This is a genomic window from Pseudomonas sp. TE21435 (assembly GCF_056279265.1).
This window is the reverse complement of record NZ_JBWBQZ010000001.1, coordinates 4,076,535-4,100,014: the sequence shown is the minus strand read 5'-3', so window position 1 is coordinate 4,100,014 and position 23,480 is coordinate 4,076,535. Positions and strand designations below refer to the sequence as shown.

Annotated in this window: 28 protein-coding genes; 12 read left to right on the top strand and 16 right to left on the bottom strand. The window is 64.0% G+C overall.

What is annotated here, in order from left to right:
• Window positions 1-34: 34 nt before the first annotated feature.
• From ACZ9C1_RS18620 to def, 5 genes are all read right to left on the bottom strand, one after another.
• On the bottom strand, window positions 35-343 hold the full coding sequence (locus tag ACZ9C1_RS18620; protein WP_023629850.1) for a tetratricopeptide repeat protein: 309 nt from the start codon (window positions 341-343) through the stop codon (window positions 35-37).
• An 11-nt stretch (window positions 344-354) separates the two neighbouring features.
• Entirely contained in the window at window positions 355-1,728 is a 1,374-nt protein-coding gene (gene trkA, locus ACZ9C1_RS18615) for a Trk system potassium transporter TrkA (RefSeq protein WP_023629849.1), read from the bottom strand.
• 24 nt (window positions 1,729-1,752) lie between these two features.
• A complete protein-coding gene (rsmB, locus tag ACZ9C1_RS18610) occupies window positions 1,753-3,060 on the bottom strand; it encodes a 16S rRNA (cytosine(967)-C(5))-methyltransferase RsmB (RefSeq protein WP_110696907.1) in 1,308 nt (435 codons plus the stop codon).
• A complete protein-coding gene (gene fmt / locus ACZ9C1_RS18605) occupies window positions 3,057-3,989 on the bottom strand; it encodes a methionyl-tRNA formyltransferase (RefSeq protein WP_102683368.1) in 933 nt (310 codons plus the stop codon). Before fmt ends, rsmB begins: the two co-directional genes overlap by 4 nt.
• Before the next feature lie 62 nt (window positions 3,990-4,051).
• A complete protein-coding gene (gene def, locus ACZ9C1_RS18600; protein WP_038707094.1) occupies window positions 4,052-4,558 on the bottom strand; it encodes a peptide deformylase in 507 nt (168 codons plus the stop codon).
• 209 nt (window positions 4,559-4,767) lie between these two features.
• On the opposite strand from def, the gene dprA reads away from it, so the two are divergent.
• Window positions 4,768-5,877, top strand: coding sequence for a DNA-processing protein DprA (dprA, locus tag ACZ9C1_RS18595; RefSeq protein WP_277502390.1), 1,110 nt, complete (start codon window positions 4,768-4,770; stop codon window positions 5,875-5,877).
• 56 nt (window positions 5,878-5,933) lie between these two features.
• Here the strand turns inward: dprA and ACZ9C1_RS18590 are convergent, their stop codons facing one another.
• Window positions 5,934-6,248, bottom strand: a complete 315-nt coding sequence (locus ACZ9C1_RS18590; RefSeq protein WP_277502389.1) for a hypothetical protein — start codon at window positions 6,246-6,248, stop codon at window positions 5,934-5,936.
• A 157-nt stretch (window positions 6,249-6,405) separates the two neighbouring features.
• Here ACZ9C1_RS18590 and tsaC point away from each other — a divergent pair, with 157 nt between their 5' ends.
• Window positions 6,406-6,963 (top strand): L-threonylcarbamoyladenylate synthase type 1 TsaC, encoded by a 558-nt coding sequence (gene tsaC, locus ACZ9C1_RS18585; RefSeq protein WP_094010815.1) that lies wholly within the window; start codon window positions 6,406-6,408, stop codon window positions 6,961-6,963.
• Window positions 6,964-7,499: 536 nt separating this feature from the next.
• Entirely contained in the window at window positions 7,500-7,811 is a 312-nt protein-coding gene (locus ACZ9C1_RS18580) for a hypothetical protein (protein ID WP_198754078.1), read from the top strand.
• A gap of 116 nt (window positions 7,812-7,927) precedes the next feature.
• On the opposite strand, the gene ACZ9C1_RS18575 is transcribed toward ACZ9C1_RS18580, so the two are convergent.
• Window positions 7,928-8,905, bottom strand: a complete 978-nt coding sequence (locus ACZ9C1_RS18575; RefSeq protein WP_476254258.1) for an NADPH:quinone reductase — start codon at window positions 8,903-8,905, stop codon at window positions 7,928-7,930.
• A 132-nt stretch (window positions 8,906-9,037) separates the two neighbouring features.
• Between ACZ9C1_RS18575 and hemF the strand changes: the two genes are divergently transcribed.
• On the top strand, window positions 9,038-9,949 hold the full coding sequence (gene hemF / locus ACZ9C1_RS18570) for an oxygen-dependent coproporphyrinogen oxidase (protein ID WP_476254257.1): 912 nt from the start codon (window positions 9,038-9,040) through the stop codon (window positions 9,947-9,949).
• Between the two features lie 26 nt (window positions 9,950-9,975).
• Window positions 9,976-10,800, top strand: a complete 825-nt coding sequence (aroE, locus tag ACZ9C1_RS18565) for a shikimate dehydrogenase (RefSeq protein WP_139674672.1) — start codon at window positions 9,976-9,978, stop codon at window positions 10,798-10,800.
• Between the two features lie 44 nt (window positions 10,801-10,844).
• Here the strand turns inward: aroE and ACZ9C1_RS18560 are convergent, their stop codons facing one another.
• The 3 genes from ACZ9C1_RS18560 to betC all read right to left on the bottom strand — a co-directional run bounded on the left by ACZ9C1_RS18560 (window position 10,845) and on the right by betC (window position 15,012).
• A complete protein-coding gene (locus ACZ9C1_RS18560; protein ID WP_102682980.1) occupies window positions 10,845-12,410 on the bottom strand; it encodes a SulP family inorganic anion transporter in 1,566 nt (521 codons plus the stop codon).
• Window positions 12,411-12,556: 146 nt separating this feature from the next.
• Complete coding sequence (gene choX, locus ACZ9C1_RS18555; protein WP_277502384.1) at window positions 12,557-13,480, bottom strand: choline ABC transporter substrate-binding protein; 924 nt, start codon at window positions 13,478-13,480, stop codon at window positions 12,557-12,559.
• A 14-nt stretch (window positions 13,481-13,494) separates the two neighbouring features.
• Window positions 13,495-15,012, bottom strand: a complete 1,518-nt coding sequence (betC, locus tag ACZ9C1_RS18550; protein WP_198754073.1) for a choline-sulfatase — start codon at window positions 15,010-15,012, stop codon at window positions 13,495-13,497.
• A 109-nt stretch (window positions 15,013-15,121) separates the two neighbouring features.
• Between betC and ACZ9C1_RS18545 the strand changes: the two genes are divergently transcribed.
• Both ACZ9C1_RS18545 and ACZ9C1_RS18540 read left to right on the top strand, forming a co-directional pair.
• Window positions 15,122-16,018 (top strand): choline sulfate utilization transcriptional regulator, encoded by an 897-nt coding sequence (locus ACZ9C1_RS18545; protein WP_277502383.1) that lies wholly within the window; start codon window positions 15,122-15,124, stop codon window positions 16,016-16,018.
• A gap of 51 nt (window positions 16,019-16,069) precedes the next feature.
• A complete protein-coding gene (locus ACZ9C1_RS18540) occupies window positions 16,070-16,402 on the top strand; it encodes a DOPA 4,5-dioxygenase family protein (RefSeq protein WP_011531491.1) in 333 nt (110 codons plus the stop codon).
• Between the two features lie 74 nt (window positions 16,403-16,476).
• Here the strand turns inward: ACZ9C1_RS18540 and trpA are convergent, their stop codons facing one another.
• Window positions 16,477-17,286, bottom strand: a complete 810-nt coding sequence (gene trpA / locus ACZ9C1_RS18535; RefSeq protein ID WP_476254256.1) for a tryptophan synthase subunit alpha — start codon at window positions 17,284-17,286, stop codon at window positions 16,477-16,479.
• Window positions 17,283-18,500 (bottom strand): tryptophan synthase subunit beta, encoded by a 1,218-nt coding sequence (gene trpB, locus ACZ9C1_RS18530; protein WP_139674661.1) that lies wholly within the window; start codon window positions 18,498-18,500, stop codon window positions 17,283-17,285. Before trpB ends, trpA begins: the two co-directional genes overlap by 4 nt.
• Before the next feature lie 111 nt (window positions 18,501-18,611).
• On the opposite strand from trpB, the gene ACZ9C1_RS18525 reads away from it, so the two are divergent.
• The gene (locus ACZ9C1_RS18525) at window positions 18,612-19,508 is read left to right on the top strand and encodes a LysR family transcriptional regulator (protein ID WP_102682986.1); all 897 of its coding nucleotides are present in this window, start codon (window positions 18,612-18,614) and stop codon (window positions 19,506-19,508) included.
• Here the strand turns inward: ACZ9C1_RS18525 and ACZ9C1_RS18520 are convergent.
• Entirely contained in the window at window positions 19,505-19,828 is a 324-nt protein-coding gene (locus ACZ9C1_RS18520) for an ElaB/YgaM/YqjD family protein (protein WP_023632598.1), read from the bottom strand. The two genes, ACZ9C1_RS18525 and ACZ9C1_RS18520, sit on opposite strands and share 4 nt — an antisense overlap.
• 150 nt (window positions 19,829-19,978) lie before the next feature.
• On the opposite strand from ACZ9C1_RS18520, the gene ACZ9C1_RS18515 reads away from it, so the two are divergent.
• Both ACZ9C1_RS18515 and ACZ9C1_RS18510 read left to right on the top strand, forming a co-directional pair.
• Window positions 19,979-20,194 carry a dodecin gene (locus ACZ9C1_RS18515; RefSeq protein ID WP_102682987.1) on the top strand — a complete coding sequence of 72 codons (216 nt, stop codon included), beginning with the start codon at window positions 19,979-19,981 and terminating at the stop codon, window positions 20,192-20,194.
• Window positions 20,195-20,302: 108 nt separating this feature from the next.
• Window positions 20,303-20,524 carry a DUF1161 domain-containing protein gene (locus tag ACZ9C1_RS18510; protein WP_102682988.1) on the top strand — a complete coding sequence of 74 codons (222 nt, stop codon included), beginning with the start codon at window positions 20,303-20,305 and terminating at the stop codon, window positions 20,522-20,524.
• Between the two features lie 79 nt (window positions 20,525-20,603).
• Here ACZ9C1_RS18510 and ACZ9C1_RS18505 read toward each other — a convergent pair whose 3' ends face one another.
• Entirely contained in the window at window positions 20,604-21,608 is a 1,005-nt protein-coding gene (locus ACZ9C1_RS18505) for an LLM class flavin-dependent oxidoreductase (RefSeq protein WP_102682989.1), read from the bottom strand.
• Window positions 21,609-21,761: 153 nt separating this feature from the next.
• On the opposite strand from ACZ9C1_RS18505, the gene ACZ9C1_RS18500 reads away from it, so the two are divergent.
• Together ACZ9C1_RS18500 and ACZ9C1_RS18495 are read left to right on the top strand one after the other, a co-directional pair.
• Window positions 21,762-22,187: an OsmC family protein gene (locus tag ACZ9C1_RS18500; RefSeq protein WP_028688713.1), complete on the top strand. Its 426-nt coding sequence runs from the start codon at window positions 21,762-21,764 to the stop codon at window positions 22,185-22,187.
• Between the two features lie 75 nt (window positions 22,188-22,262).
• Window positions 22,263-22,496 (top strand): DUF1161 domain-containing protein, encoded by a 234-nt coding sequence (locus tag ACZ9C1_RS18495; protein WP_277502382.1) that lies wholly within the window; start codon window positions 22,263-22,265, stop codon window positions 22,494-22,496.
• Between the two features lie 39 nt (window positions 22,497-22,535).
• Here ACZ9C1_RS18495 and ACZ9C1_RS18490 read toward each other — a convergent pair whose 3' ends face one another.
• Window positions 22,536-22,949 (bottom strand): PA0061/PA0062 family lipoprotein, encoded by a 414-nt coding sequence (locus ACZ9C1_RS18490; RefSeq protein ID WP_023628733.1) that lies wholly within the window; start codon window positions 22,947-22,949, stop codon window positions 22,536-22,538.
• A gap of 55 nt (window positions 22,950-23,004) precedes the next feature.
• Window positions 23,005-23,418 (bottom strand): PA0061/PA0062 family lipoprotein, encoded by a 414-nt coding sequence (locus tag ACZ9C1_RS18485; RefSeq protein ID WP_476254255.1) that lies wholly within the window; start codon window positions 23,416-23,418, stop codon window positions 23,005-23,007.
• Window positions 23,419-23,480: the final 62 nt, after the last annotated feature.

Sequence of the window (23,480 nt, the reverse complement as noted above, 5' to 3'; positions counted from 1 at the left end):
GCCGGCGATGGGCTGCAAAGCAGCCCCGGCAATCTCAGACCTTGTTCAGCTTCTTCAAGAACACCGTCATCTCTTTTTCGGCCTGCTTGTCCCCATGGGCCTGCGCTGCCTCGATCCCCTCCTCCCAGGCCTTGCGAGCGCCAGCCAGATCTCCGCTGAGCTGATACGCCTTGCCCAGCAGCTTCCACGCCGCCGAATACTTGGGGTCCTGCTTCACGCAGCTGGCCAGGTGCACCGCCGCCTCAGCGCCATTGCCCTCGTCCAGCCAGGCCTTGCCCAAGCCAAAGCGCAGCAGCGGGTTATCCACACCCTTGGCCAGCATCTTCTCCAGCGATTCACGCATGCCCTTCCCTCCTAGAAGAAACTCAAGCCCACGTGGAACAGCTTCTCCACGTCCCGAATATGCTTTTTATCCACAACGAACAGGATCACATGGTCGCCCGACTCGATCACCGTGTCGTCGTGGGCGATCATCACTTCGTCCTCGCGGATGATTGCGCCGATGGTGGTACCCGGCGGCAGGTTGATGTCCTCGATGGCCTTGCCCACTACCTTGCTCGACTTCGAATCGCCATGGGCCACGGCTTCGATGGCCTCGGCCGCGCCGCGGCGCAGCGAGTGCACGCTGACGATATCGCCACGGCGCACGTGGGCCAGCAGGGTACCGATGGTGGCCAGCTGCGGGCTGATGGCGATGTCGATGTCGCCGCCCTGCACCAGGTCGACATAGGCTGGGTTGTTGATGATGGTCATTACCTTGCGTGCACCCAGGCGCTTGGCCAGCAGCGACGCCATGATGTTGGCCTCGTCGTCGTTGGTCAGGGCCAGGAAGATGTCGGCGTCGGCGATGTTCTCTTCGAGCATCAGGTCCTTGTCCGAGGCGCTGCCTTGCAGCACCACGGTGCTCTCCAGGGTGTCGGAGAGCTGGCGACAGCGGGCCGGGTTCATCTCGATGATCTTCACCTGGTAGCGGCTCTCGATGGCCTCGGCCAGGCGTTCGCCGATCTGCCCGCCACCGGCGATGACCACGCGCTTGTTGCTCTCGTCGATGCGCCGCAACTCACCCATCACCGCGCGAATGTCCTTTTTCGCGGCGATGAAGAACACTTCGTCGTCGGCTTCGATCACCGTGTCGCCCTGTGGGGTGATCGGCCGGTCGCGGCGGAAGATCGCCGCCACGCGGGTGTCGACGTTGGGCATGTGGGCGCGGATCTGGCGCAGTTGCTGACCCACCAGCGGCCCGCCGTAGTAAGCCCGGACTGCCACTAGCTGGGCCTTGCCCTCGGCGAAGTCGATCACCTGCAGGGAGCCGGGGTGTTCGATCAGGCGCTTGATGTAGTTGGTCACCACCTGCTCGGGGCTGATCAGCACATCCACCGGAATATGGTCGTTGTCGAACAGTTCTTCGCGGGTCAGGTAGGCCGACTCCCGCACCCGGGCGATCTTGGTCGGGGTGTGGAACAACGAGTACGCCACCTGGCAGGCGACCATGTTGGTCTCGTCGCTGTTGGTCACCGCCACCAGCATGTCGGCATCGTCGGCGCCGGCCTGGCGCAGCACCGTCGGCAGCGAGGCGCGGCCTTGCACGGTGCGGATGTCGAGGCGGTCGCCGAGGTCGCGCAGGCGCTCGCCATCGGTATCGACCACGGTGATGTCATTGGCTTCGCTGGCCAGGTGTTCCGCCAGCGTGCCGCCTACTTGCCCTGCGCCGAGGATGATGATCTTCATCCACTACTCCCTACATTCTTGTGCTTACCGCGAGGCGGCGATCTTGATCAGCTTGGCATAGTAGAAGCCGTCGTGGCCGCCCTCCTGGGCCAGCAGCTGGCGCCCGTGGGGCTGGCGCAGGCCGGCTTCGGTGGCCAGGTCCAGCTCGCGGGCACCGGGGGTGCGGGCGAGGAAGGCGTCGATCACTTCGGTGTTCTCGGTCGGCAGGCTCGAGCAGGTGGCGTACAGCAGCATGCCGCCCACTTCCAGGGTCGGCCACAGGGCGTCGAGCAGCTCGCCTTGCAGCGTGGCCAGGGCCGGGATGTCGTCGGCCTGGCGGGTCAGCTTGATATCCGGGTGGCGGCGGATCACGCCAGTGGCCGAGCAGGGGGCGTCGAGCAGGATGCGCTGGAAGGGTTTGCCGTCCCACCAGCTGGCGGTGTCGCGGGCGTCGCAGGCGATCAACTCGGCGTCGAGCTTGAGGCGGTCGAGGTTCTCGCGCACGCGGGTCAGGCGCTTGGCCTCGAGGTCGATGGCGACCATGTGCGCCAAGCCCGGTTCGGCTTCAAGCAGGTGGCAGGTCTTGCCGCCAGGGGCGCAACACGCATCGAGCACACGCTGGCCGGGGGCCAGTTCCAGCAGGTCGGCGGACAACTGTGCGGCTTCGTCCTGCACGCTGACCCAACCCTCGGCGAAGCCCGGCAGGCCGCGCACGTCGCAGGCTTCGGCCAGCACGATGCCGTCACGGCTGTACTGGCAGGCGCTGGCGCTGATGCCGGCCTCGTCCAGCAGCGCGAGGTAAGCGTCGCGGCTGTGATGGCGGCGGTTGATGCGCAGGATCATCGGCGGGTGGGCGTTGTTGGCGGCGCAGATGGCTTCCCACTGCTCAGGCCAGAAGGCCTTGAGTGACTTCTGCAGCCAGCGCGGGTGGGCAGTGCGCACCACCGGGTCGCGCTCCATGTCGGCCAACAATGCCTCCCCTTCACGCTGGGCGCGGCGCAGCACGGCGTTGAGCAGGCCCTTGGCCCAAGGCTTCTTCAGCTTGTCGGCACACCCGACGGTTTCGCCGATGGCGGCGTGGGCCGGAATGCGGCTGTAGAACAGCTGGTACAGGCCGACCAGCAGCAGCGCCTGCACATCGGCGTCGGCGGCCTTGAAGGGTTTCTGCAACAGTTGCGCGGCCAGCAGGTCCAGGCGCGGCTGCCAGCGGGCGGTGCCGAAGGCCAGGTCCTGGGTCAGGCCACGGTCGCGTTCTTCGACCTTGTCCAGTTGCGCCGGCAGCGAGCTGTTCAGCGAAGCCTTGCCGCTGAGCACAGCGGCCAAGGCACGGGCGGCAGCCAGGCGTGGGTTCATTGGCCGAGCACCTTGCCACTGGCGAACTTCTCGCGGCGGCTGTTGAACAGGTCGGCGAAGTTGAGTGCCTTGCCACCCGGCAGTTGCAGGCGGGTCAGGCTCAGGGCCTGGTCACCGCAGGCGACCACCAGGCCATCTTTGCTAGCTGACAGGATTTCGCCGGGGGCGCCCTGGGCTGTGGACAAGTTGGCGGCCAGTACCTTCACGCTTTCGCCATCCAGGGTGCTGTGGCACACCGGCCAGGGGTTGAAGGCACGGATCAGGCGCTCAAGCTCAACGGCCGGACGGTTCCAGTCGATGCGCGCCTCGTCCTTGTTCAGCTTGTGGGCGTAAGTGGCCAGGGCGTCGTCCTGTACTTCACCTTGCAGGCTGCCATCGGCCAGGCCGGCGATGGCCTGCACCACGGCGCCCGGGCCCATGGTGGCGAGGCGGTCGTGCAGGGTACCGCCGGTGTCCTCGGCACTGATCGGGGTGACCACCTTGAGCAGCATCGGGCCGGTATCCAGGCCTGCCTCCATGCGCATCACGGTCACGCCGCTCTCGGTATCACCGGCCTCCACGGCGCGCTGGATCGGCGCGGCGCCGCGCCAGCGCGGCAGCAGCGAGGCGTGGCTGTTGATGCAGCCCAGGCGTGGGATATCCAGCACAGCTTGCGGCAGGATCAGGCCGTAGGCGACCACCACCATCAGGTCCGGCTTGAGTGCGGCGAGTTCGGCCTGGGCGTCGGCGTTGCGCAGGGTCTGCGGCTGGTACACCGGGATATCGTGGGCCACGGCCAGCGCCTTGACCGCGCTCGGCATCAGCTTCTGGCCACGCCCGGCCGGGCGGTCGGGCTGGGTGTAGACGGCCACGATCTCGTACGGGCTGTCGAGCAAAGCCTTGAGGTGTTCGGCGGCAAACTCTGGAGTGCCTGCGAAGACGATGCGCATGGAGTTCTCGCTTCTTGAAAAAGAAAAAGGCTTGCCGGAGCAAGCCTTCTGGAAGGTGGGGATCAGGCTTGCTGGCGGTGCTGCTTTTCCAGCTTCTTCTTGATCCGGTCACGTTTGAGCTGCGACAGGTAGTCGACGAACAGCTTGCCGTTGAGGTGATCGAACTCGTGCTGCACGCACACTGCCAACAGGCCCTCGCATTCCAGCTCGTACGGCTTGCCGTCGCGGTCCTGGGCCTTGACCCGGACGCGCAGCGGGCGGTCGACGTTCTCGTAGAAGCCCGGCACCGACAGGCAGCCTTCCTGGTATTGGCCCATGTCGTGGGTCAGCTCTTCGACGCTGGGGTTGATGAAGACCCGCGGTTCGCTGCGGTCTTCGCTCAGGTCCATCACCACGACTTGCTGGTGCACGTTGACCTGGGTCGCCGCCAGGCCGATGCCCGGGGCTTCGTACATGGTTTCGAACATGTCGTCGATCAGCTGGCGCAAGGCGTCGTCAAACACCGTTACCGGTTTGGCAATGGTACGCAGGCGCGGATCGGGGAATTCGAGAATGTTCAAAATGGCCATGGCGGTCAGGCAGTCACTGTGCGGTCGGTTGAAAACTGAGCACACATAATAAAGGGAAAAGGTGGACAAGGCACCTGTGAAAGCTCGGCTAGGGTCTTTATGGGCATGATAGCTGCCATTTAATGGACAGCTTTTCAAAGTATTACCCACAAAGTTATCCACAGGTTGTGCCACGCCGATGGCCCCCTGTCGATCAAGGAGGATCACCCATGAACACTCTCCGTTCGTCGCCTTGCTCGCCTGCCGAACTGGAGGCGCGGCTGCGTCTGCATCGCCTCCCCGACATCGGCCTGCGCCGCTTTCTTACCCTGATCGAAGCCTTTGGCAATGCCTCATCGGCACTCAGTGCGCCGGCCAGTGCCTGGCGTGCGCTGGGGTTGCCAGCCGCCAGTATCGACGCCCGTCGCAGCCCTGAGGTGCGCGACGGCGCGTTGGCTGCGATGGCCTGGTTAGAGCGTCCGGGCCAGCATTTGCTGATGTGGGACGGGCCTGGCTACCCCGCATTGCTGAGTGAAATCGACGACCCGCCACCCCTGCTGTTCGTCGCCGGTGACCCCGCTTTGCTGGAGCACCCGCAGCTGGCGATTGTGGGTAGCAGGCGTGCTTCACCACCGGCGCTGGATACCGCGGCTGCGTTCTCGCGTTGCCTGGCGCAAGCCGGATTCACCATCACCAGCGGGCTGGCGCTGGGCGTTGACGGTGCCGCTCATCGGGCCGCGCTGAAAGCCGGAGGGCAGACCATTGGAGTGCTCGGCACGGGGTTGCAAAAACTTTATCCACAGCGCCACCGTGACCTTGCCCGGGCGATGCTCGACAGCGGCAGCGCGCTGGTTTCCGAGTACCCGCTGGATGCCGGGCCGCTGGCCGGTAACTTCCCCAGGCGCAACCGCATCATCAGCGGACTGTCGCTCGGCGTGCTGGTGGTCGAGGCGAGTATCGCCAGCGGCTCATTGATCACCGCGCGCCTTGCCGCAGAGCAAGGGCGCGAGGTGTATGCCATTCCGGGTTCGATCCACCACCCCGGCGCCAAGGGCTGCCACCAGCTGATTCGCGACGGCGCGCTGTTGGTGGAAAGCGTGGAGCAGATCCTCGACAGCCTGCGCGGTTGGCAGAACTTGCCGGGCGCGCCTGTGGGCAAAGCCGACCATCCCCTGCTCGCCTTGCTCCACGCGGCACCCCACACCAGCGAGGGCCTGGCGCACAGCAGCGGCCAGCCATTGGCCCAGGTGCTGGCCAGCCTGACCGAGTTGGAGCTCGAGGGCCGGGTCAGCAATGAAGCCGGGCGTTGGTTCGCCCGGAAAAGCACGACTGATGAGTAGCCCGCTGTGCACAAATATCCAGTTAGAGAGGGCTGTGTTGGAACCCTCCATAAGGCTCAGGCCTTTTTGTTCAAGCTGGCGAGCCAGGCTGTTACAAGTGCAGCGCCACCAACTACTGCTGCGGAGCTAAATTTTTCGACTGCGTTTTTTCCGAATTTCGCAATGTCGTCTGAGCAGCTCAGGCAGAATTCATCGTCATACAAATCCCCACCCCTTGCATAGTTTCTGCAACCAGGGGCTCGGCATACATACATGTGCTTTTCGCAATGTGGGCATGCACATTTGTCACGACGGACAGTATTTTTTTCCAGAACAGTGGGCGTCATGTCCTTCTTACAGAAGGGGCACTGACCTTCGTCTTTGAAGCTCATGTTTTTCCTCTCGGAGTAAGTGCTGGATGTACATCTGATCGGATCCAATTATTGGATTGTGGCGTAATGCCATTTCCTTTTCTAGCTTGGTGGCGGATTGGTTTGCTTGGGCTGGCTAAGTACACTGCGCACAAGGCGTTTATGCGGAGAGACGGAAATGGTGAGCAGTTGGCGTGTGCAACAAGCCGCGCGTGAGGTGAAGGCGGGTGCGGTGATCGCCTATCCGACGGAAGCGGTCTGGGGCCTGGGCTGCGACCCGTGGAACGAGGACGCGGTGTATCGCCTGCTGGCGCTCAAGTCGCGGCCTGTGGATAAAGGCCTGATCCTGGTCGCCGACAGCATCCACCAGTTCGACTTCCTGTTCGAAGACTTCCCCCAAGACTGGATCGACCGCATGGCCGCCACCTGGCCGGGGCCGAACACTTGGCTGGTGCCGCACCAGGACCTGCTGCCCGAGTGGGTGACCGGGCAGCATGACAGCGTGGCATTGCGGGTCAGCGATCACCCACAGGTGCGTGAGCTGTGCGCGTTGGTCGGGCCGTTGATTTCCACGTCCTGCAACCCGGCCGGGCGTCCGGCGGCCAAGAGCCGGTTGCGGGTGGAGCAGTATTTCCACAAGCAGCTGGACATGGTGCTGGGTGGGGCGTTGGGGGGGCGGAAGAATCCGAGTGTGATTCGGGATTTGGCGACCGGTGAGGTTGTGCGTCCGGGCTGATATCGCCAGTGAGGGTTTCGTGTCTAACGGGGTAGAAACAAGCCCAAAAAATAATGGCCGCGTAAGCGGCCAAACGGTAAGGATGCACTCGCCCGGATAGCTTGAAACTCAACCGGCGCACCAGCACAACCTCAGGGGAAAACTACGCCTCAGAGCCAGTACGGTCAAGCGAGGCCCTTTCTATTGCGTGTCGCAGCGCCTCATTTAAGGTTTTGGCGGAATTCAGGTTTTTCTGATTTTGTCGAACAGACTGTCCAGTTTGCAAATAGAGAAATATCCTACGATCCGCGTCCTTTGCCATCACCTTCTCAGTGGGAATACCTGCCTCTAGGCTTCATAGCGTCGCCGAATAGTTTGGTGATCGGGTGTGGTAACCCGGCTGCAGGAAGGTATCAGAGTCGTCTATGGCGGCTGTGCACGGGAGGCTTTCAAGCCTGCCGGGTCTGGTACCTCCCCGGTTTACCACCCCGTGTACAGCTGCCACCCATTCGTGTGGTAACGGACGAGGTGTCAGCCCTACCCTGGTAGAGGTTGCCATGACCAAGAAGATTGTCCCCGATCCACCACTCCCCAACACCACAGCTCACCCCTTCGGCCGCTGCGACGCCGGCCATCTTCCACTCTTCACCGTAAACCCTAACATTGAAGCCCATGACGCTTTGGTGCATGTCGCACTCTACCTACGCTGCGCCTACGACACTGGCATCAAGGCACTCGACCACCTGCGCGACGAGGGGCGTGGCATGTACTGGTCGAGCCTGCATTCGCTGGAAATGGCGGAGGGGTTGGTGGAGGCGATGCTTGAGGGCATTGAGTCAGCGTCTGTAGCCGAAAGGCCCGCTGGCTGAACTGACGCCATCGCCGGCAAGCCGGCTCCCACAGGTACAGCGTCATCCAGGAGGTTTGCGCGGTCCCTGTGGGAGCTGGCTTGCCAGCGAATGGGCCGCAGAGCGGCCCCAGGATTTCAAGGCAGCAGAACAGTCGAACCCACCGTCCGCCGCGCCGACAACTCACTCTGCGCCTTGGCCGCCTCACTCAACGGATACCGCTGCTGGATATCCACCACCAACTTGCCACTGGCGATCATCGCGAACAGGTCATCCGCCATGGCCTGGGTGTTCTCGGCGTTGTTGGCATAGCTCGCCAGCGTCGGCCGAGTGACATACAGCGACCCCTTCTGCGACAAAATCCCCAGGTTCACCCCGGTCACCGCGCCGGACGCATTGCCGAAGCTGACCATCAACCCACGCGGCTTCAGGCAATCCAGTGAAGTCAGCCAGGTATCCGCCCCCACGCCGTCATACACCACCGCGCACTTTTGACCGTCGGTCAGCTCCAGCACGCGTTTAGCCACATCTTCGTGGCTGTAGTCGATGGTCGCCCAGGCCCCGAGTGCCTTGGCCCGCTCGGCTTTCTGGGGAGAGCTGACAGTACCAATCAGCTTCGCCCCCAGTGCCTTGGCCCACTGACAAGCCAGCGATCCGACGCCACCGGCAGCAGCATGGAACAGCACGAAATCCCCCGGCTGCACGGCATAGGTCTGCTTGAGCAGGTACTGCGTGGTCAGCCCCTTGAGCATCACCGCCGCCGCCTGCTCGAAGCTGATCGCATCCGGCAGCTTGACCAGGTTGGCCTCCGGCAGTGTATGCACCTCGCTGTAGGCTCCTAGCGGCCCACCGGCATAGGCCACGCGGTCGCCGACCTTGATCCGGCTGACGCCCTCGCCCACCGCCTCGACTACCCCGGCGCCTTCGGTACCCAGTCCGGAAGGCAGCGACGGCGGCGCATACAGCCCGCCTCGGAAATAGGTGTCGATGAAGTTCAGGCCGATCGCATGGTTGCGCACGCGCACTTGCTTCGGGCCGGGCGGGGCCGGGTCGAACTCTACCAACTGCAAAACTTCCGGGCCGCCATGCTGGCTGAACTGGATACGCTTGGCCATCACACACTCCTGTCATTGGGGCTGCAAAGGCCTTCTATCGGACGCCTTTGCTTGATCGCCGTCAACTGCGGCGCGGGGTTTGCCGGTGGTATGCTACGCGGCGAATTTTCCCCGCTCCCTCCAGGTGACCCGATGACCAGCCGCACCGAGGCCGTGAAAGCCTACCTGCTCGACCTGCAAGACCGCATCTGCACTGCCCTCGAGAATGAAGACGGCGGCGCCCGCTTCGTCGAGGATGCCTGGGTGCGTGATGCCGGCGGCGGCGGTCGCACGCGGGTGATCGGCGACGGCAAGGTGATCGAGAAAGGCGGCGTGAACTTCTCCCACGTGTTCGGCAGCGGCTTGCCGCCGTCGGCCAGTGCCCACCGCCCGGAGCTGGCGGGCCGTGGCTTCGAGGCGCTGGGCGTGTCGCTGGTGATCCATCCGCACAACCCGCATGTGCCGACTTCCCACGCCAACGTGCGGTTCTTCATCGCCGAAAAAGAGGGCGAAGAGGCGGTGTGGTGGTTCGGCGGCGGCTTCGACCTGACCCCCTACTACGGCAATGAAGAAGACTGCGTGCACTGGCACCGCGTGGCCGAGCAGGCCTGCGCGCCGTTCGGCGCCGACGTGTACCCGCGTTACAAGGCCTGGTGCGACCGCTACTTCCACCTCAAGCACCGTGGCGAGCCACGGGGTATCGGCGGCCTGTTCTTCGATGACCTGAACGAGTGGGACTTCGACACCTGCTTCGCCTTCATCCGCGCCATTGGTGACGCCTATGTCGAGGCCTACCTGCCGATCGTCCAGCGCCGCAAGGGCACCCCGTATACCCTCGCCCAGCGCGAATTCCAGGAATACCGTCGTGGCCGTTACGTGGAGTTCAACCTGGTCTACGACCGTGGCACCCTGTTCGGCCTGCAGTCCGGTGGCCGCACCGAATCGATCCTGATGTCGCTGCCACCGCAAGTGCGCTGGGGCTACGATTGGAAAGCCGAACCAGGCAGCGAAGAAGCGCGCCTGACCGAGTACTTCCTGAAAGACCGCGACTGGCTCGCCCAGTAAGCCTGTGGATAACCGAGGATTCCCCCATGGACCAGTACGTTGTTTTCGGTAACCCCATCGGCCACAGCAAATCGCCGTTGATCCACCGCCTGTTCGCCGACCAGACAGGCGAGGACCTGGAGTACGCCACCCTGCTGGCGCCGCTGGACGAATTCAGCGACTGCGCCCGTGGCTTCTTCAAGCAAGGCAGCGGCGCCAACGTTACCGTACCGTTCAAGGAGGAGGCCTACCGCCTGTGCGACAGTCTCACCCCACGCGCCAAGCGTGCCGGCGCGGTGAACACCTTGAGCAAGCTGGCCGACGGCACCTTGCAAGGCGACAACACCGACGGTGCTGGGCTGGTGCGTGACCTCACCGTCAACGCCGGGGTCGAGCTGGCCGGCAAGCGCATCCTCATCCTCGGTGCCGGTGGCGCGGTGCGCGGCGTGCTGGAGCCGATCCTGGCGCACAAGCCGCAATCGCTGGTGATTGCCAACCGCACGGTGGAGAAAGCCGAGCAACTGGCCCGTGAGTTCGATGAGCTGGGGCCGGTGGTGGCCAGCGGTTTTGCCTGGTTGCAGGAGCCGGTGGACGTGATCATCAACGCCACTTCGGCGAGCTTGTCCGGCGAGCTGCCGCCGATTGCCGACAGCCTGGTCGAGGCGGGGCGTACCGTTTGCTACGACATGATGTATGGTAAGGAGCCGACGCCGTTCTGCCAGTGGGCCAGCAAGCTGGGTGCGGCCAAGGTACTGGATGGGCTGGGGATGCTGGCGGAGCAGGCCGCCGAGGCGTTCTTCATCTGGCGTGGGGTTCGGCCTGAGACCGGGCCAGTGCTGGATGAGCTGCGCCGGCAGTTGGCCCGCGGCTGAATTCGAGATTTTGGGGCCGCAAAGCGGCCCCAGGATTTTAAAGCTCATTCCTCAAATCGAATGGGACACAGTTCAACCCCCTCCAGCTTCTGCAACTCCTCCATCACCTGCGGCCTTGCCCGCTGCAACGTCAGGCTCCCGCCACTGCGCATCAACCGCCGCGCCTCGCGGTGCAACATATCCACACCCGAATAATCGATGAAGTTCACCTGTCGCGCATCGATCACCACGTGTGGCCCTTGGCAGCGCTGAAGGCGCACCTGCAGGTAATGCGCCGCGCCGAAGAAGATCGACCCGCCCACCCGCAACACATCCGCCTCTCCTTCCCGGCTCTGCTGCACCCGTGGCCGCGACGTGCGCTTGAGGTAGAAGAACAATGAGGCCAGCACCCCGGCATAAATCGCCGTCTGCAGCTCCAGCAGCAATGTCGCAGCAGCGGTCAGCGCCATCACCAGGAACTCCGAGCGGCTGACCCGGAACAGCGCGCGAATGCCGCGATGGTCCACCAGCCCCCAGCAGATCAGCAGGATGCTCCCCGCCATCGCCGGGATCGGCAGGTGGGCGATCAGTCCGGCACCGGTCACGGCGAACAGCGCCACCCACAGCGCCGAGAACACCCCGGCCAGTGGCGACCGCGCACCTGCGTCGTAACTGAGGCCCGAGCGAGTGAAGGAACCTGCAGACAGATAACCGGAGAAAAATGCGCCGCCGATATTCGACAGGCCCTGTGCGCGGATTTCCTGGTCAGGGTCGATCAGTTGCTCCGAACGTGCCGACAACGAGCGAGCAATCGACAGGCTGGTGACCAGCCCCAGCATGCCCACCGCCACGGCGCTAGGCAGCAGGCGCAGCATCAGCTCCACATCCAGCAGAGGCAGCGGGCTAAAGGGCGGGAGCTGCCCGGTGAACGCAGCCACCCTGGGCACATGGCCGAAAACGCCGGGTAATAGCCAGGCCACCAGGCTGACCAGCAGCAGGCTTATCAACAGGCTTGGCCAGCGCGGGCGCCAAAGTTTCAACGCGATACCGAACACCAGTGTGGCCAGGCCCAGGGCCAGAGACGGCAGGTCCACTTCGCCGACATGGCCGGCCAGATCCTGCACGGTCTTCAACGCCGTGGCCTGGCTCGGCAGATCCATCCCCAGCAGGTTCGGTAACTGCCCAAGGGCGATGACGATGGCGGCGCCGAGGGTGAAGCCCAGCACCACCGAGTGGGAAACGAAATTGACCAGCGCACCGAAGCGCAACAGCCCCAGCAGCAACTGGAAGATGCCGCCGAGGAAGGTCAGCAGCAGTACCAGGGTCACATAGTCGGCGCTGCCGGCCACGGCCAGGGGGCTGATGCTGGCGTAGAGGACGATGGAGATGGCGGCCGTGGGCCCGCAGATCAGGTGCCAGGACGAGCCCCACAGGCAGGCGATCAGTACTGGGACGATGGCGGCGTACAGTCCGTACTCGGCGGGCAGGCCGGCGATCAGGGCGTAGGCGATGGACTGCGGCAGGGCGAGGATGGCGCCGCTCAGGCCCACCAGCAGGTCCTGGCGCAGGCTGCGGCCCGATTGACGGGGCAGCCAGGTGAGGAAGGGCAGCAGGTGAGTCAGGCGGGGCATGGGGCAAACTCGCTTAGGATCCGATCTTGTGTTGGCCTTGCTGGCCTCATCGCCGGCAAGCCGGCTCCCACAGTGATACCACAAGCCTCAAGACTGTCGCTGGGAGCTGGCTTGCCAGCGATGAGGCCGGAACTGGCTGCAAGGCTCTAGAGTCTGCCTGTTACGGCCTCTTGGGCGCTGCCACCGGCTTTGGTGGTCACTCCAGCCAACCACCCTTCCAGCACCTGCGGATGGGCCTTCACCCAGCCCCTGGCCGCCTCATCGAAGCTCACCTTCTTGTCCACAACCTCGGCCATGATGCTGTTCTCCATCTCCAGCGAGAACTTCAAGTTCCCCAGCAGCTTCGCCGCATTCGGGCAGGCTTGTGGATAACCTTTGCGGGTCAGGGTGTAGACATCGCCCTTGCTGCCGAACCATTTCTCCCCGCCCGTGAGGTAATGCATCTTAAGCTTCACGTTCATCGGATGCGGAGTCCAGCCAAGGAAGGTGATGAACTGCTGCTTCTTCACTGCCCGGTCCACTTGAGCGAGCATCGCCTGCTCGCTGGACTCGACCAGTTTCCACTGATCCAGGTCGAACTCATTCTTGTCGATGATCTCTTTCAGCGACAAGTTGGCCGGCGCGCCGGAGCCGATGCCGTAGAGCTTCTTGTCGAACTGCGCAGCGTGCTTTTGCAGGTCGGCGAAGTCCTTCACGCCCGCGTTCCATACGTAATCGGGCACCGCCAGGGTGAACTCGGTGCCTTCCAGGTTCTTCGCCAGCTGCTGCACATCGCCATTGGCGATGAACTTGTCATGGAAGCCCTGTTGCGCCGGCATCCAGTTGCCGAGGAAGGCATCCACCCGGCCATCCTTCAGGCCGCCGTAGATGATCGGCACGGCCAGGCTGTCGATCTTCACCTGGTAGCCCAGGCTTTCCAGGAGTAGGCGGGCGATGGCGTTGGTGCTGGCGATATCGCTCCAGCCGGGGTCGGCCATCTTCACGGTGCTGCATTGCGCGTCGCTGTCGGCGGCATGTGCCGTGCCCAGGCTCAGGGCCAGGGTGAGCACGGCGGTGGAGAACTTCTGCATGGCGGCCTCTCTTCTCAATCCAGGGGTGCGGGCTGTGGATAACGTGCCTTGCGCTCGAGGTCGTCGAGATCGATATGGTTGCGCATGTACTGTTGGCTGGCGTCCACCAACGGTTGGTGGTCCCAGCTTTCCAGCTTGCCGATGGCCAGTGCCTCGGCCACCAGGCGGCGGCGCCGTTGGCTGGCCAGCACCTGCTGGCGCAGGGCCGGGATATCCCAGCGCTGCCTGGCTTCATCGGCAAATGCCTGCAGCAGCGCCTGGTGGTCCGGGCTGCCGGTGAGGTTCTCCCGCTCGTGCGGGTCGCGGCTCAGGTCGTAGAGTAGCCATGGGTCGTCTTCGCTGTACACGAACTTGTAGGGGCCGCGGCGGATCATCATCAGCGGGCCGACCGTGCCTTCGGCCATGTACTCGCCGATCACTTCGTCATGCCCGCCCTGCCCTTGCAGGTGGCCGAGCAGCGAGCGGCCATCCAGGTGCAGGTGGTTATCCACAGCGCCGCCCGCCAGTTCGACCAGGGTTGGCAGCAGATCGCAGGTGGACACACTGGCGCCGATTCGCGCCGGTGCGAAGTGCTTGGGCGCATGGATCAACAGCGGCACCCGCGCCGCCATCTCGAACCAGTGCATCTTGTACCAGAGCCCGCGCTCGCCAAGCATGTCGCCGTGATCGCCCGAGAACACGATCAGGGTGTCGTCGGCCAGGCCGCACTCCTCGAGGGTCCGCAGCAGCTTGCCGATGTTGTCGTCGATGTAGCTGCAGGCGCCGAAGTAGGCGCGGCGGGCGTCGCGGATCTTGTCCACGGGCAGCGGCTTGTTCCACAGGTCGTAGACCTTGAGCAGGCGTTGCGAGTGTGGGTCCTGCTGATCCTGTGCGATTTCGTCGCGCGGCAGCGGGATATCCACAGCCTCGTACATATCCCAGTAGTGTCTGGGGATCGTGTAGGGGTCGTGCGGATGGGTCATGGAAACGGTCAGGCAGAACGGCCGGCCATCATCCTCGCGTACATGGTCGTAAAGGTACTGACGCGCCTTGAACACCACCTCCTCGTCGAAATCCAGCTGGTTGGTACGCACGCACGGCCCGGCTTGCAACACCGAGGACATGTTGTGGTACCAGCTCGGGCGGCCGTCAGGGGCGTCCCAGTTCACCGCCCAACCATAGTCGGCCGGGTAGATATCGCTGGTCAGGCGTTCTTCATAACCATGCAACTGGTCCGGCCCGCAGAAGTGCATCTTGCCTGACAGCGCGGTGCGGTAGCCAAGGCGGCGCAGGTAGTGAGCGTAGGTCGGGATGTCGGCAGGAAAGTCGGCGGCGTTGTCGTACGCGCCGATGCGGCTGGGCAACTGGCCGCTGACCAAGGTGAAGCGCGACGGCGCGCAAAGCGGGCTGTTGCAGTAGGCACTGTCGAACACCACGGCCTGCTCGGCGAGGCGGGCCAGGTGGGGCATCTTGATCGGCGATGGGTTGTAGATGGGCAGCAAAGGCGCGGCCATCTGATCGGCCATGATGAACAGGATGTTGGGTCGCTTCATGGGTGCCTTCCATCGTCGAGGGTTATGGGTACCACTTGCAATCCAGCATGCGGCTGTGGATAACAGGGGTAAAGCCCATGCCGGGCAATGACTGGGATTAGCCAAGCTTATGTTCGAGCACCTTGCCGACCTGCCCCTCGACACCTTGCGAGTGTTCGAGGCCGCCGCCCGCCTGCGCAGCTTTACCGCTGCCGCCGTGGAGCTGGGCACCACCCAGCCGGCGGTGAGCCAGCAGATGAAGCGCCTGGAGGCGCAGCTGGGCACGCGGTTGTTCGACCGGATCTACCGGGGCATCGAGCTGACCGAGGCGGGGTTGCTGTTGTTCGAGCAGGTGCACCAGGGCTTGCAGGCGATGGACGATGGCGTTGCCCAAGCCAGTGGGCGCGGTCAGCGCGAGGTGCTGCAGGTGGCGACCGACTTCGCCTTTGCGGCGTTCTGGCTGATGCCACGCTTGCAGCGTTTCCACGAGGCTTATCCACAGGTGGACGTGAGCCTGGTGACCGGCGAGCGCAGCCAGGCGATGCTGCGCCCGGACATCGATGTGGCGGTGCTGTTTGGTAATGGACGCTTCCATCAGGGCGAGAGCCGCTGGCTGTTCGATGAGGAAGTTTTCCCGGTGTGCAGCCCTCGGCTGATTCATGGCAAACCCTTGTCAGCCGTGGCTTTGCAGCGATTGCCATTGCTGCATCTGAAGGGTGAGCAGGCCAGTCGCTGGTTCGATTGGGCCGGGGTTTTCCGCGGTCTTGGTGTGGACAGCCCTCCTCCGTCCGGTCAGCTGCGGTTCGACAACTACACCCTGCTGATTCAGGCCGCAATTGCCGGCCAGGGCGTGGCGATCGGCTGGGCGCACCTGGTGGACGGGCTGGTCGAGCAGGGGCTGCTGTGTCGGCCGCTGGAAGGCAGCTTGCGCTCGAAGCGGGGGTATTACGTGGTACTGCCGCCACGCAAGCGGCGTGGGGCGTTGATCGAGCGGTTTGTGGATTGGCTGGAGCAGGAGCGCCTGTAATGAGATGGCGTAGACTCCAAGATATTCGCATTACTGCAATCAGGAGCCACCGTGCAAAGGATCAAGGGCTATCACGCCCACGTGTACTACGACGCATCGACCATGGAACAGGCCCGTGAACTATGCGAGGAGGCGACGCGGCTGTTCCCCGTGACCATGGGCCGCATGCACCAGAAACCGGTCGGGCCGCACCCGGACTGGAGCTGCCAGCTGGCGTTCGGGCCGGAGGTGGTGGGGGTGGTACTGCCGTGGCTGGCGCTGTATCGCAAGGGGCTGGTGGTGTTCCTGCACCCGGAAACCGGGGATGAACTGGCGGATCACCGCGATCATGCGATCTGGATGGGGGCGATCAGGCCGCTGGACCTGTCGATTTTCGAAGGCTAGTTGCTTGGGCCGGCAAGCTCCCACGAGTCGTGTGGGAGCCGGCTTGCCGGCGATCGAGGGCGAAGCCCTCGCGCTTAGTTGCGTGCCGCGCGCACACCTTCAGCCAGCGCCGAGCACAGGCTCAGCACATCATTCACAGCCTGGTCGGCACCCTTGGCCTGGGCGATCTTGTCGACCAGCGCCGAGCCTACCACCACGCCATCGGCCAGGCGGGCGATAGCCGCAGCCTGCTCCGGTGTACGAATGCCGAAACCAACGCTGATCGGCAGGTCGGTATGCCGACGCAGGCGCGCAATGGCCTCGGTCACATGCTCGGTGGTCGCCGAGCCCGCACCGGTCACGCCGGCCACCGACACGTAGTAGACGAACCCGGAGCTGCGCTCCAGCACGCGCGGCAGGCGCGCGTCGTCGGTGGTCGGGGTGGTCAGGCGGATGAAGTCGATGCCGGCGGCCTGGGCCGGGGTAGCCAGCTCGGCGTCGTGCTCCGGCGGCAGGTCGACGATGATCAGGCCATCGACACCAGCTTCCTTGGCTTCGGCGACGAACTGCTCCACGCCGAAGCGATGGATGGGGTTGTAGTAACCCATCAGCACGATCGGGGTGGTTTGGTTCTCCATACGGAATTCACGCACCATTTTCAGGGTCTTGGCCAGGGTCTGGCCAGCTTCCAGGGCGCGCAGGGTGGCGAGCTGGATGGCCACGCCGTCGGCCATCGGGTCGGTGAACGGCATGCCCAGCTCGATCACGTCGGCACCGGCGGCCGGCAGGCCCTTGAGGATTTGCAGCGAGGCATCGTAGCCGGGGTCGCCAGCGGTAACGAAGGTGACCAGTGCCGAGCGGCCTTCGGCCTTGAGATCGGCGAAGCGTTGTTCGAGACGGCTCATGCCTGTTTCTCCTGGGCGGCCATGTGGTTCATCACGGTTTGCATGTCCTTGTCGCCGCGACCGGACAGGCAGATCACCATCAGGTGGTCCTTGGGCAGCGTCGGCGCGCGCTTGATCGCCTCGGCCAGGGCGTGGGAGCTTTCCAGCGCCGGGATGATGCCTTCCAGGCGGCAGGTGGCGTGGAAGGCGTCCAGGGCTTCCTCGTCGGTGATGCTGACGTACTCCACGCGCTTCACTTCGTGCAGGTAAGCATGCTCCGGTCCGATGCCGGGGTAGTCCAAGCCTGCAGAGATCGAGTGGGCGTCGGTGATCTGACCGTCGTCGTCCTGCAGCAGGTAGGTGCGGTTGCCATGCAGCACACCCGGCACGCCGCCGTTGAGGCTGGCCGCGTGCTTGTCGGTGTGCACGCCGTGGCCGCCGGCTTCGACGCCGATGATCTTGACGCTCGGCTCTTCGAGGAACTCGTGGAACAGGCCCATGGCGTTGGAGCCGCCGCCGACGCAGGCGATCAGGCTGTCGGGCAGGCGTCCTTCCTTCTCTTGCAACTGCGCGCGGGTCTCTTTGCCGATGATCGACTGGAAGTCGCGGACCATCGCCGGGTACGGGTGGGGACCTGCCACGGTACCGATCAGGTAGAAGGTGTCTTCGACGTTGGTGACCCAGTCGCGCAGCGCCTCGTTCATCGCGTCCTTGAGCGTGCCGGTGCCGGCGGTGACCGGGACGATCTCGGCGCCCAGCAGCTTCATGCGGAACACGTTGGCCTGCTGGCGCTCGATGTCGGTGGCGCCCATGTAGATCACGCAGGGCAGGCCGAAGCGCGCGGCGACGGTGGCGGTGGCCACGCCGTGCATGCCGGCGCCGGTTTCGGCGATCAGGCGTTTCTTGCCCATGCGCTTGGCCAGCAGCACCTGGCCGATGCAGTTGTTCACCTTGTGCGCGCCGGTGTGGTTGAGTTCTTCACGCTTGAAGAAGATCTTGGCGCCGCCGCAGTGCTCGGTCAGGCGCTCGGCGAAGTACAGCGGGTTGGGCCGGCCGATGTAGTCGCGTTGGAAGTAGGCCAGCTCTTCAAGGAACTTGGGATCGGCCTTGGCGGCTTCGTATTCGCGGGCAAGGTCGAGCACCAGCGGCATCAGGGTTTCGGCCACGTAGCGGCCGCCGAACGAGCCGAACAGGCCGTTGGCGTCGGGGCCGGGGCGGTATTGGGTCTGGGTCATGGGGCGCTCCGTAGGCGAAGTAGAGATTCGATGGGCTTTACTCTAACCACGACGTGGCCGGCTGAAAACCGATAAGATTGCGCAAACCTGTCAGGAAAACTCACAAGTAAGATGGCTCAGGACCTTCCTCCCCTCAATGCGTTGCGGGCCTTCGAGGCGACAGCCCGGCTGAACAGTGTCAGCCAGGCAGCAGAAGCGCTTCATGTAACCCATGGCGCGGTCAGCCGGCAGATCAAGGTGCTTGAGGAGCATCTGGGGGTAGCCTTGTTCGTCAAGGACGGGCGTGGCGTCAAACTCACAGATGCCGGTGTGCGTCTGCGCGATGCCAGCTTCGAGGCCTTCGACCGGCTGCGCGGTGTCTGCGCCGAGCTTTCCCGCGCTGCCGACGAAGCGCCGTTCGTGCTCGGTTGCTCCGGCAGCTTGCTGGCGCGTTGGTTCATCCCGCGCCTGGGGCGCCTGAAAGCCGACCTGCCGGAGCTGCGCCTGCACCTGTCAGCGGGCGAAGGTGACCTTGATCCGCGACGCCCGGGGTTGGACGCACTGCTGGTTTACGCAGAGCCACCGTGGCCGGCGGACATGCAGGTGCATGTGCTCGCCGAAGAGCGCATCGGCCCGGTGATGAGCCCGCGCTTTGACGCTTTCGATCGTTTGAAAGCCTTGCCAGCCGTGGCTTTGCAGCATGTTGCCGTACTCCATACGACCTCGCGGCCGCAGGCTTGGCCTACCTGGGCGCGACAGCATGGGCTGGCGCCCGAGGCGCTGAGTTACGGGCAAGCCTTCGAGCATCTCTACTACTTGCTGGAAGCAGCGGTAGCCGGGCTGGGTGTGGCCATCGCCCCGCAACCGCTGGTGGCCGACGACTTGAAGGCTGGGCGGTTGGCCGCGCCATGGGGCTTTTCCCCCACCAATGCGGCACTGGCCTTGTGGGTACCCCGGCGCGCTGCGGACGGGCGCGCCGAGCAACTGGCGCAATGGCTGCGCCAGGAGCTGCAGCGACAGACGGGTTAGTTGCGGCGGCACATCAGGTAGGCGGCCAGCAGGCCCAGGGCGCCCACCGCGACACCTGCGGTGGTCCAGGGGTGTTCCTGGGCGTAGTCACGGGTGGCTACACCGGTTTCGCGGGTGCGGGTCTTTACTTCCTCATAGGCATCGCTGAGTAGGCTGCGTGAGTGCTTGAGGGCGCTTTCGGCGTTGCCGCGCAGCGTCTTCATGGTCTTCTGCGTTTCTTCCGACGCATCGTGCTTGAGGCCTTCCAGAGTCTTGAGGAGGCTTTCGATCTCGGCTTCCATGCTTTCCAGTGAGGTTTTGCGCAACGCATTGCGTGCCATGTCGACTCTCCTTGCTGAGTGGGGATGTACAGGTTGCGACTGCGCAGCTGGGTGAAAGTGCGATCGAACTTTCCCCTGCGGCGATCGCTCGCAGGTAAACCGGGCCTGTGCTGCTAGGCTCAAGCCACTACCCACTCAAGGAGAGCGCTCATGTCGGATCATCACACCTACAAGAAGATCGAGCTGGTCGGGTCCTCGCCCACCAGCATCGAAGAAGCGATCAACAATGCCCTGGCCGAGGCCGGCAAGAGCATCAAGCACCTGGAATGGTTCGAAGTGATCGATACCCGCGGGCATATCCGTGACAACCAGGCCGCGCATTTCCAGGTGACGCTGAAGGTTGGGTTCCGCATCGCCAACAGCTGAAACCAAGCTGGGCTAGGCTTGCCCGGCGTGTTGGGGTATCACGGTTAAGGTTGCAGGGCGCGTGCTTCGCGCCCTTTTTGTCTTTGATCTGTACAAGGAAAGCGATCGATGAAGAAATTGATTCTGGCCGTGGGGCTGATGGTGTTGGCTGGCGGCGCGATGGCGGCGGGCAAGCCGTGCGAGGAACTCAAGGCTGAGATTGCGGCGAAGCTGGATGCCAAGGGTGTGAAGGGCTACAAGCTTACGATCGCACCCAAAGGTGATCCTGCCGACAAGGTGGTGGGTACCTGCGAGGGCGGTACCAAGGTCATCGCCTACAGCCGTGATTAGTAGCTGTACCGCGGGACAAGGCCGCTACCCACAAAGGCTCTGCTAGTCCTGTGGGAGTGGGCTTGCCCCGCGATTGATTTCACTCGTCCTTGAGCGCCTGCGCCATCAGCTCATAGGACTTGATACGGTCGGTGTGCTCATACAGGTCACTGGTAAAGATCAGCTCGTCCGCCCCTGTCTGCTCCAGCAATACCTCGACCTTCGCCCGCACCTTCTGCGGGCTGCCGATCATCGCCAGGCCCAGGAAGCTGCTCACCGCATCACGTTCATGGGGCAGCCAAAGACCATTCATGCTCTCGACGGGCGGGCGCTGCATCAGGCTCTGGCCACGGATCAGCGCGAGGATGCGCTGGTACACCGAGGTGGCCAGGTATTCGGCCTTTTCGTCGGTTTCAGCCACCACCATCGGAATGCCCAGCATCACGTAAGGCTTGTCCAGCGTCGTCGACGGTTTGAAATGGTCGCGATAGATGCGGATCGCCTCGTGCATGTAGCGCGGCGCGAAATGCGAAGCAAAGGCGTAGGGCATGCCGCGCATGCCGGCGAGCTGGGCACTGAACAGGCTGGAGCCGAGCAGCCACATGGGTACCTCGGTGTCGTGGCCGGGCACGGCGATGACTTTCTGGTCGTCGGTGCGCGGGCCCAGGTAGCGCGACAGTTCCTCGACATCGTCCGGAAAGTCGTCGGCGCTGCCGGAGCGCTCGCGGCGCAAGGCGCGGGCGGTCATCTGGTCGGAACCTGGGGCGCGGCCCAGGCCCAGATCGATGCGGCCTGGGTACAGGCTGGCGAGGGTGCCGAACTGTTCGGCGATCACCAGCGGTGCGTGGTTAGGCAGCATCACCCCACCAGAGCCGATGCGGATGGTCGAGGTACCACCGGCGAGGTAACCGATCAGTACGGCGGTGGCCGAGCTGGCGATACCGTCCATGTTGTGATGCTCGGCGACCCAGAAGCGGTTGTAGCCGAAACGCTCGACGTGTTGCGCCAGGTCGAGCGAATTGCGCAGCGATTGCGCCGGACTGCCGTCGGCGCGCACGGGCACCAGGTCGAGGGTGGAAATCTTCAGGTCTCGCAGGTGCGTCATTGGAGCCTCCGCTACAGGTGGTTGGCCATGGGCCTTCTGGACTCTGTATGGGCATATTCGCTGGATTCAATGCCTTCTTACAGATTGATCTGAACTTGGCGTGGGCCTGGTCCTCAGAACCTTAGACACCCCAACCCTGTGAGAGGAGGCAGCATGAAGAAGACAGCATCGGCGGTCTGGCAAGGTGGCCTGAAGGATGGCAAGGGCCAGATCTCCACTGAAAGCGGCGCGCTCAAGCAAGCGCCCTACGGCTTCAACACCCGTTTCGAAGGCACGCCCGGGACCAACCCGGAAGAGCTGATCGGCGCTGCCCATGCCGGCTGCTTCTCCATGGCGTTGTCGATGATGTTGGGCGAGGCGGGATTCACGCCTGAACGGATCGACACTCACGCCGAGGTGAGCCTGGACAAACAGGCCGATGGCTTTGCCATCACCGCCGTTCACCTGACCCTCAAGGCCACCGTGCCTGGGGCCAGCGAGGCGCAGTTCCAGGAGATCGCCAACAAGGCCAAGGCTGGCTGTCCGGTGTCCAAGGTGCTGAACGCAACTATCAGCCTGGATGCCACCCTGCTTTCCTAGGAGGCGCAACGGCGGCGGTTTCCTGTAGTCTAATCAGCGTTGGCAGCTCGTCTGCCCTGCCTCAGGAGCCGTTCCATGATCCGCGTAGCATTTGGTGTACTGGCTTCCCTGCTGGCCACCGCCGTACTGGCCGCGCCCAAGCCGTGCGAGGAACTGAAGGCCGAGATCGAAGCAAAGATCCAGGCGAACAAGGTTTCCTCCTACACGCTGGAGATCGTGCCCAACGCCGAGGTCAGTGACCCCAACATGATCGTTGGCAGCTGCGATGGCGGCACGAAGAAGATCATCTACCAGAAGAATGATCGGTAAGGCTCGACAGTCGGGGCTGCACAGCAGCCCCGCCATTGATCAAGGAATGCATGTGACGTTGCTCGGTTCGTTCACCACCACCTTGCGGCTGGCGTCGTACAACAGCACCTGCGGCTGCATCGCCGGAGCCCGGGCCTCCAGGCGGTAACGCTCGCCCGCCTTGAAATCGTTGTAGCGCACGGTCAGGTAGCAGGTCCGCTCGGTCGGGTCGGTACTGAAGCCACCGGCGTAGATCTCGTAGTCGAAACGCACCACCAGTTCGTGCCGGCCCGGCGTCACCTGAAAATAGCGGCCATCGTCCAAGCGCTTGCCGTCCAGGCGGTCGGCCATGAGGGTGCGGCCGGGGGTGATGGTGTACATGTCGATCCAGGCCTTGCCGGGGTCGGCGGGGGGCAAGGGGCTGGCGCAAGCCCCCAAAGCACTGAGGGCCATCAGCATCATGGGCTGGCGCATGGTGAAACTCCCGCTCGCGGTTCACAGGCTACAAGCATAGCGCCGTTCGCGGTGTTCAGGTGCGCTGGCAGCCTGCCGGTTCGCCCTGGCCGATCAGCTTCTGGCGCTGGTCGTAGAGTTTGATCCACGGCCGGAAGCCGATGCTGCCGGCTTGCATCTGGTAGCGCTGGCCGGCAGTGAAGTCCTTGAAGGTGAGATTGAGCTGGCAGTCGCGCCACAGCGGTTCCTCCACCGGGCCGATGTTGCTGGGCGTCACGGCGAACTGGTAGCGCACGGTCAGTTCGTGGGTGCCGGGTTGTACCTCGAAATAGCGGCTGTCGGCCCAGTCGCGCTCATCCACTTGCAGGGCGTGCAGCGAATCGTTGTCACCCGGTGCCAGGTCTACCCAGGCCTGATTCGGGTCCGGGTCGGGCAAGGTGGAACACCCGGACAACAGCACGAGCGTGCCGACGGCAAACAGTGTACGCATGGCAAAGCTTCCCCTTGGCGAGATAGTCTTGGTCGCATTCGGCCGACGAGCGAGATAGACAG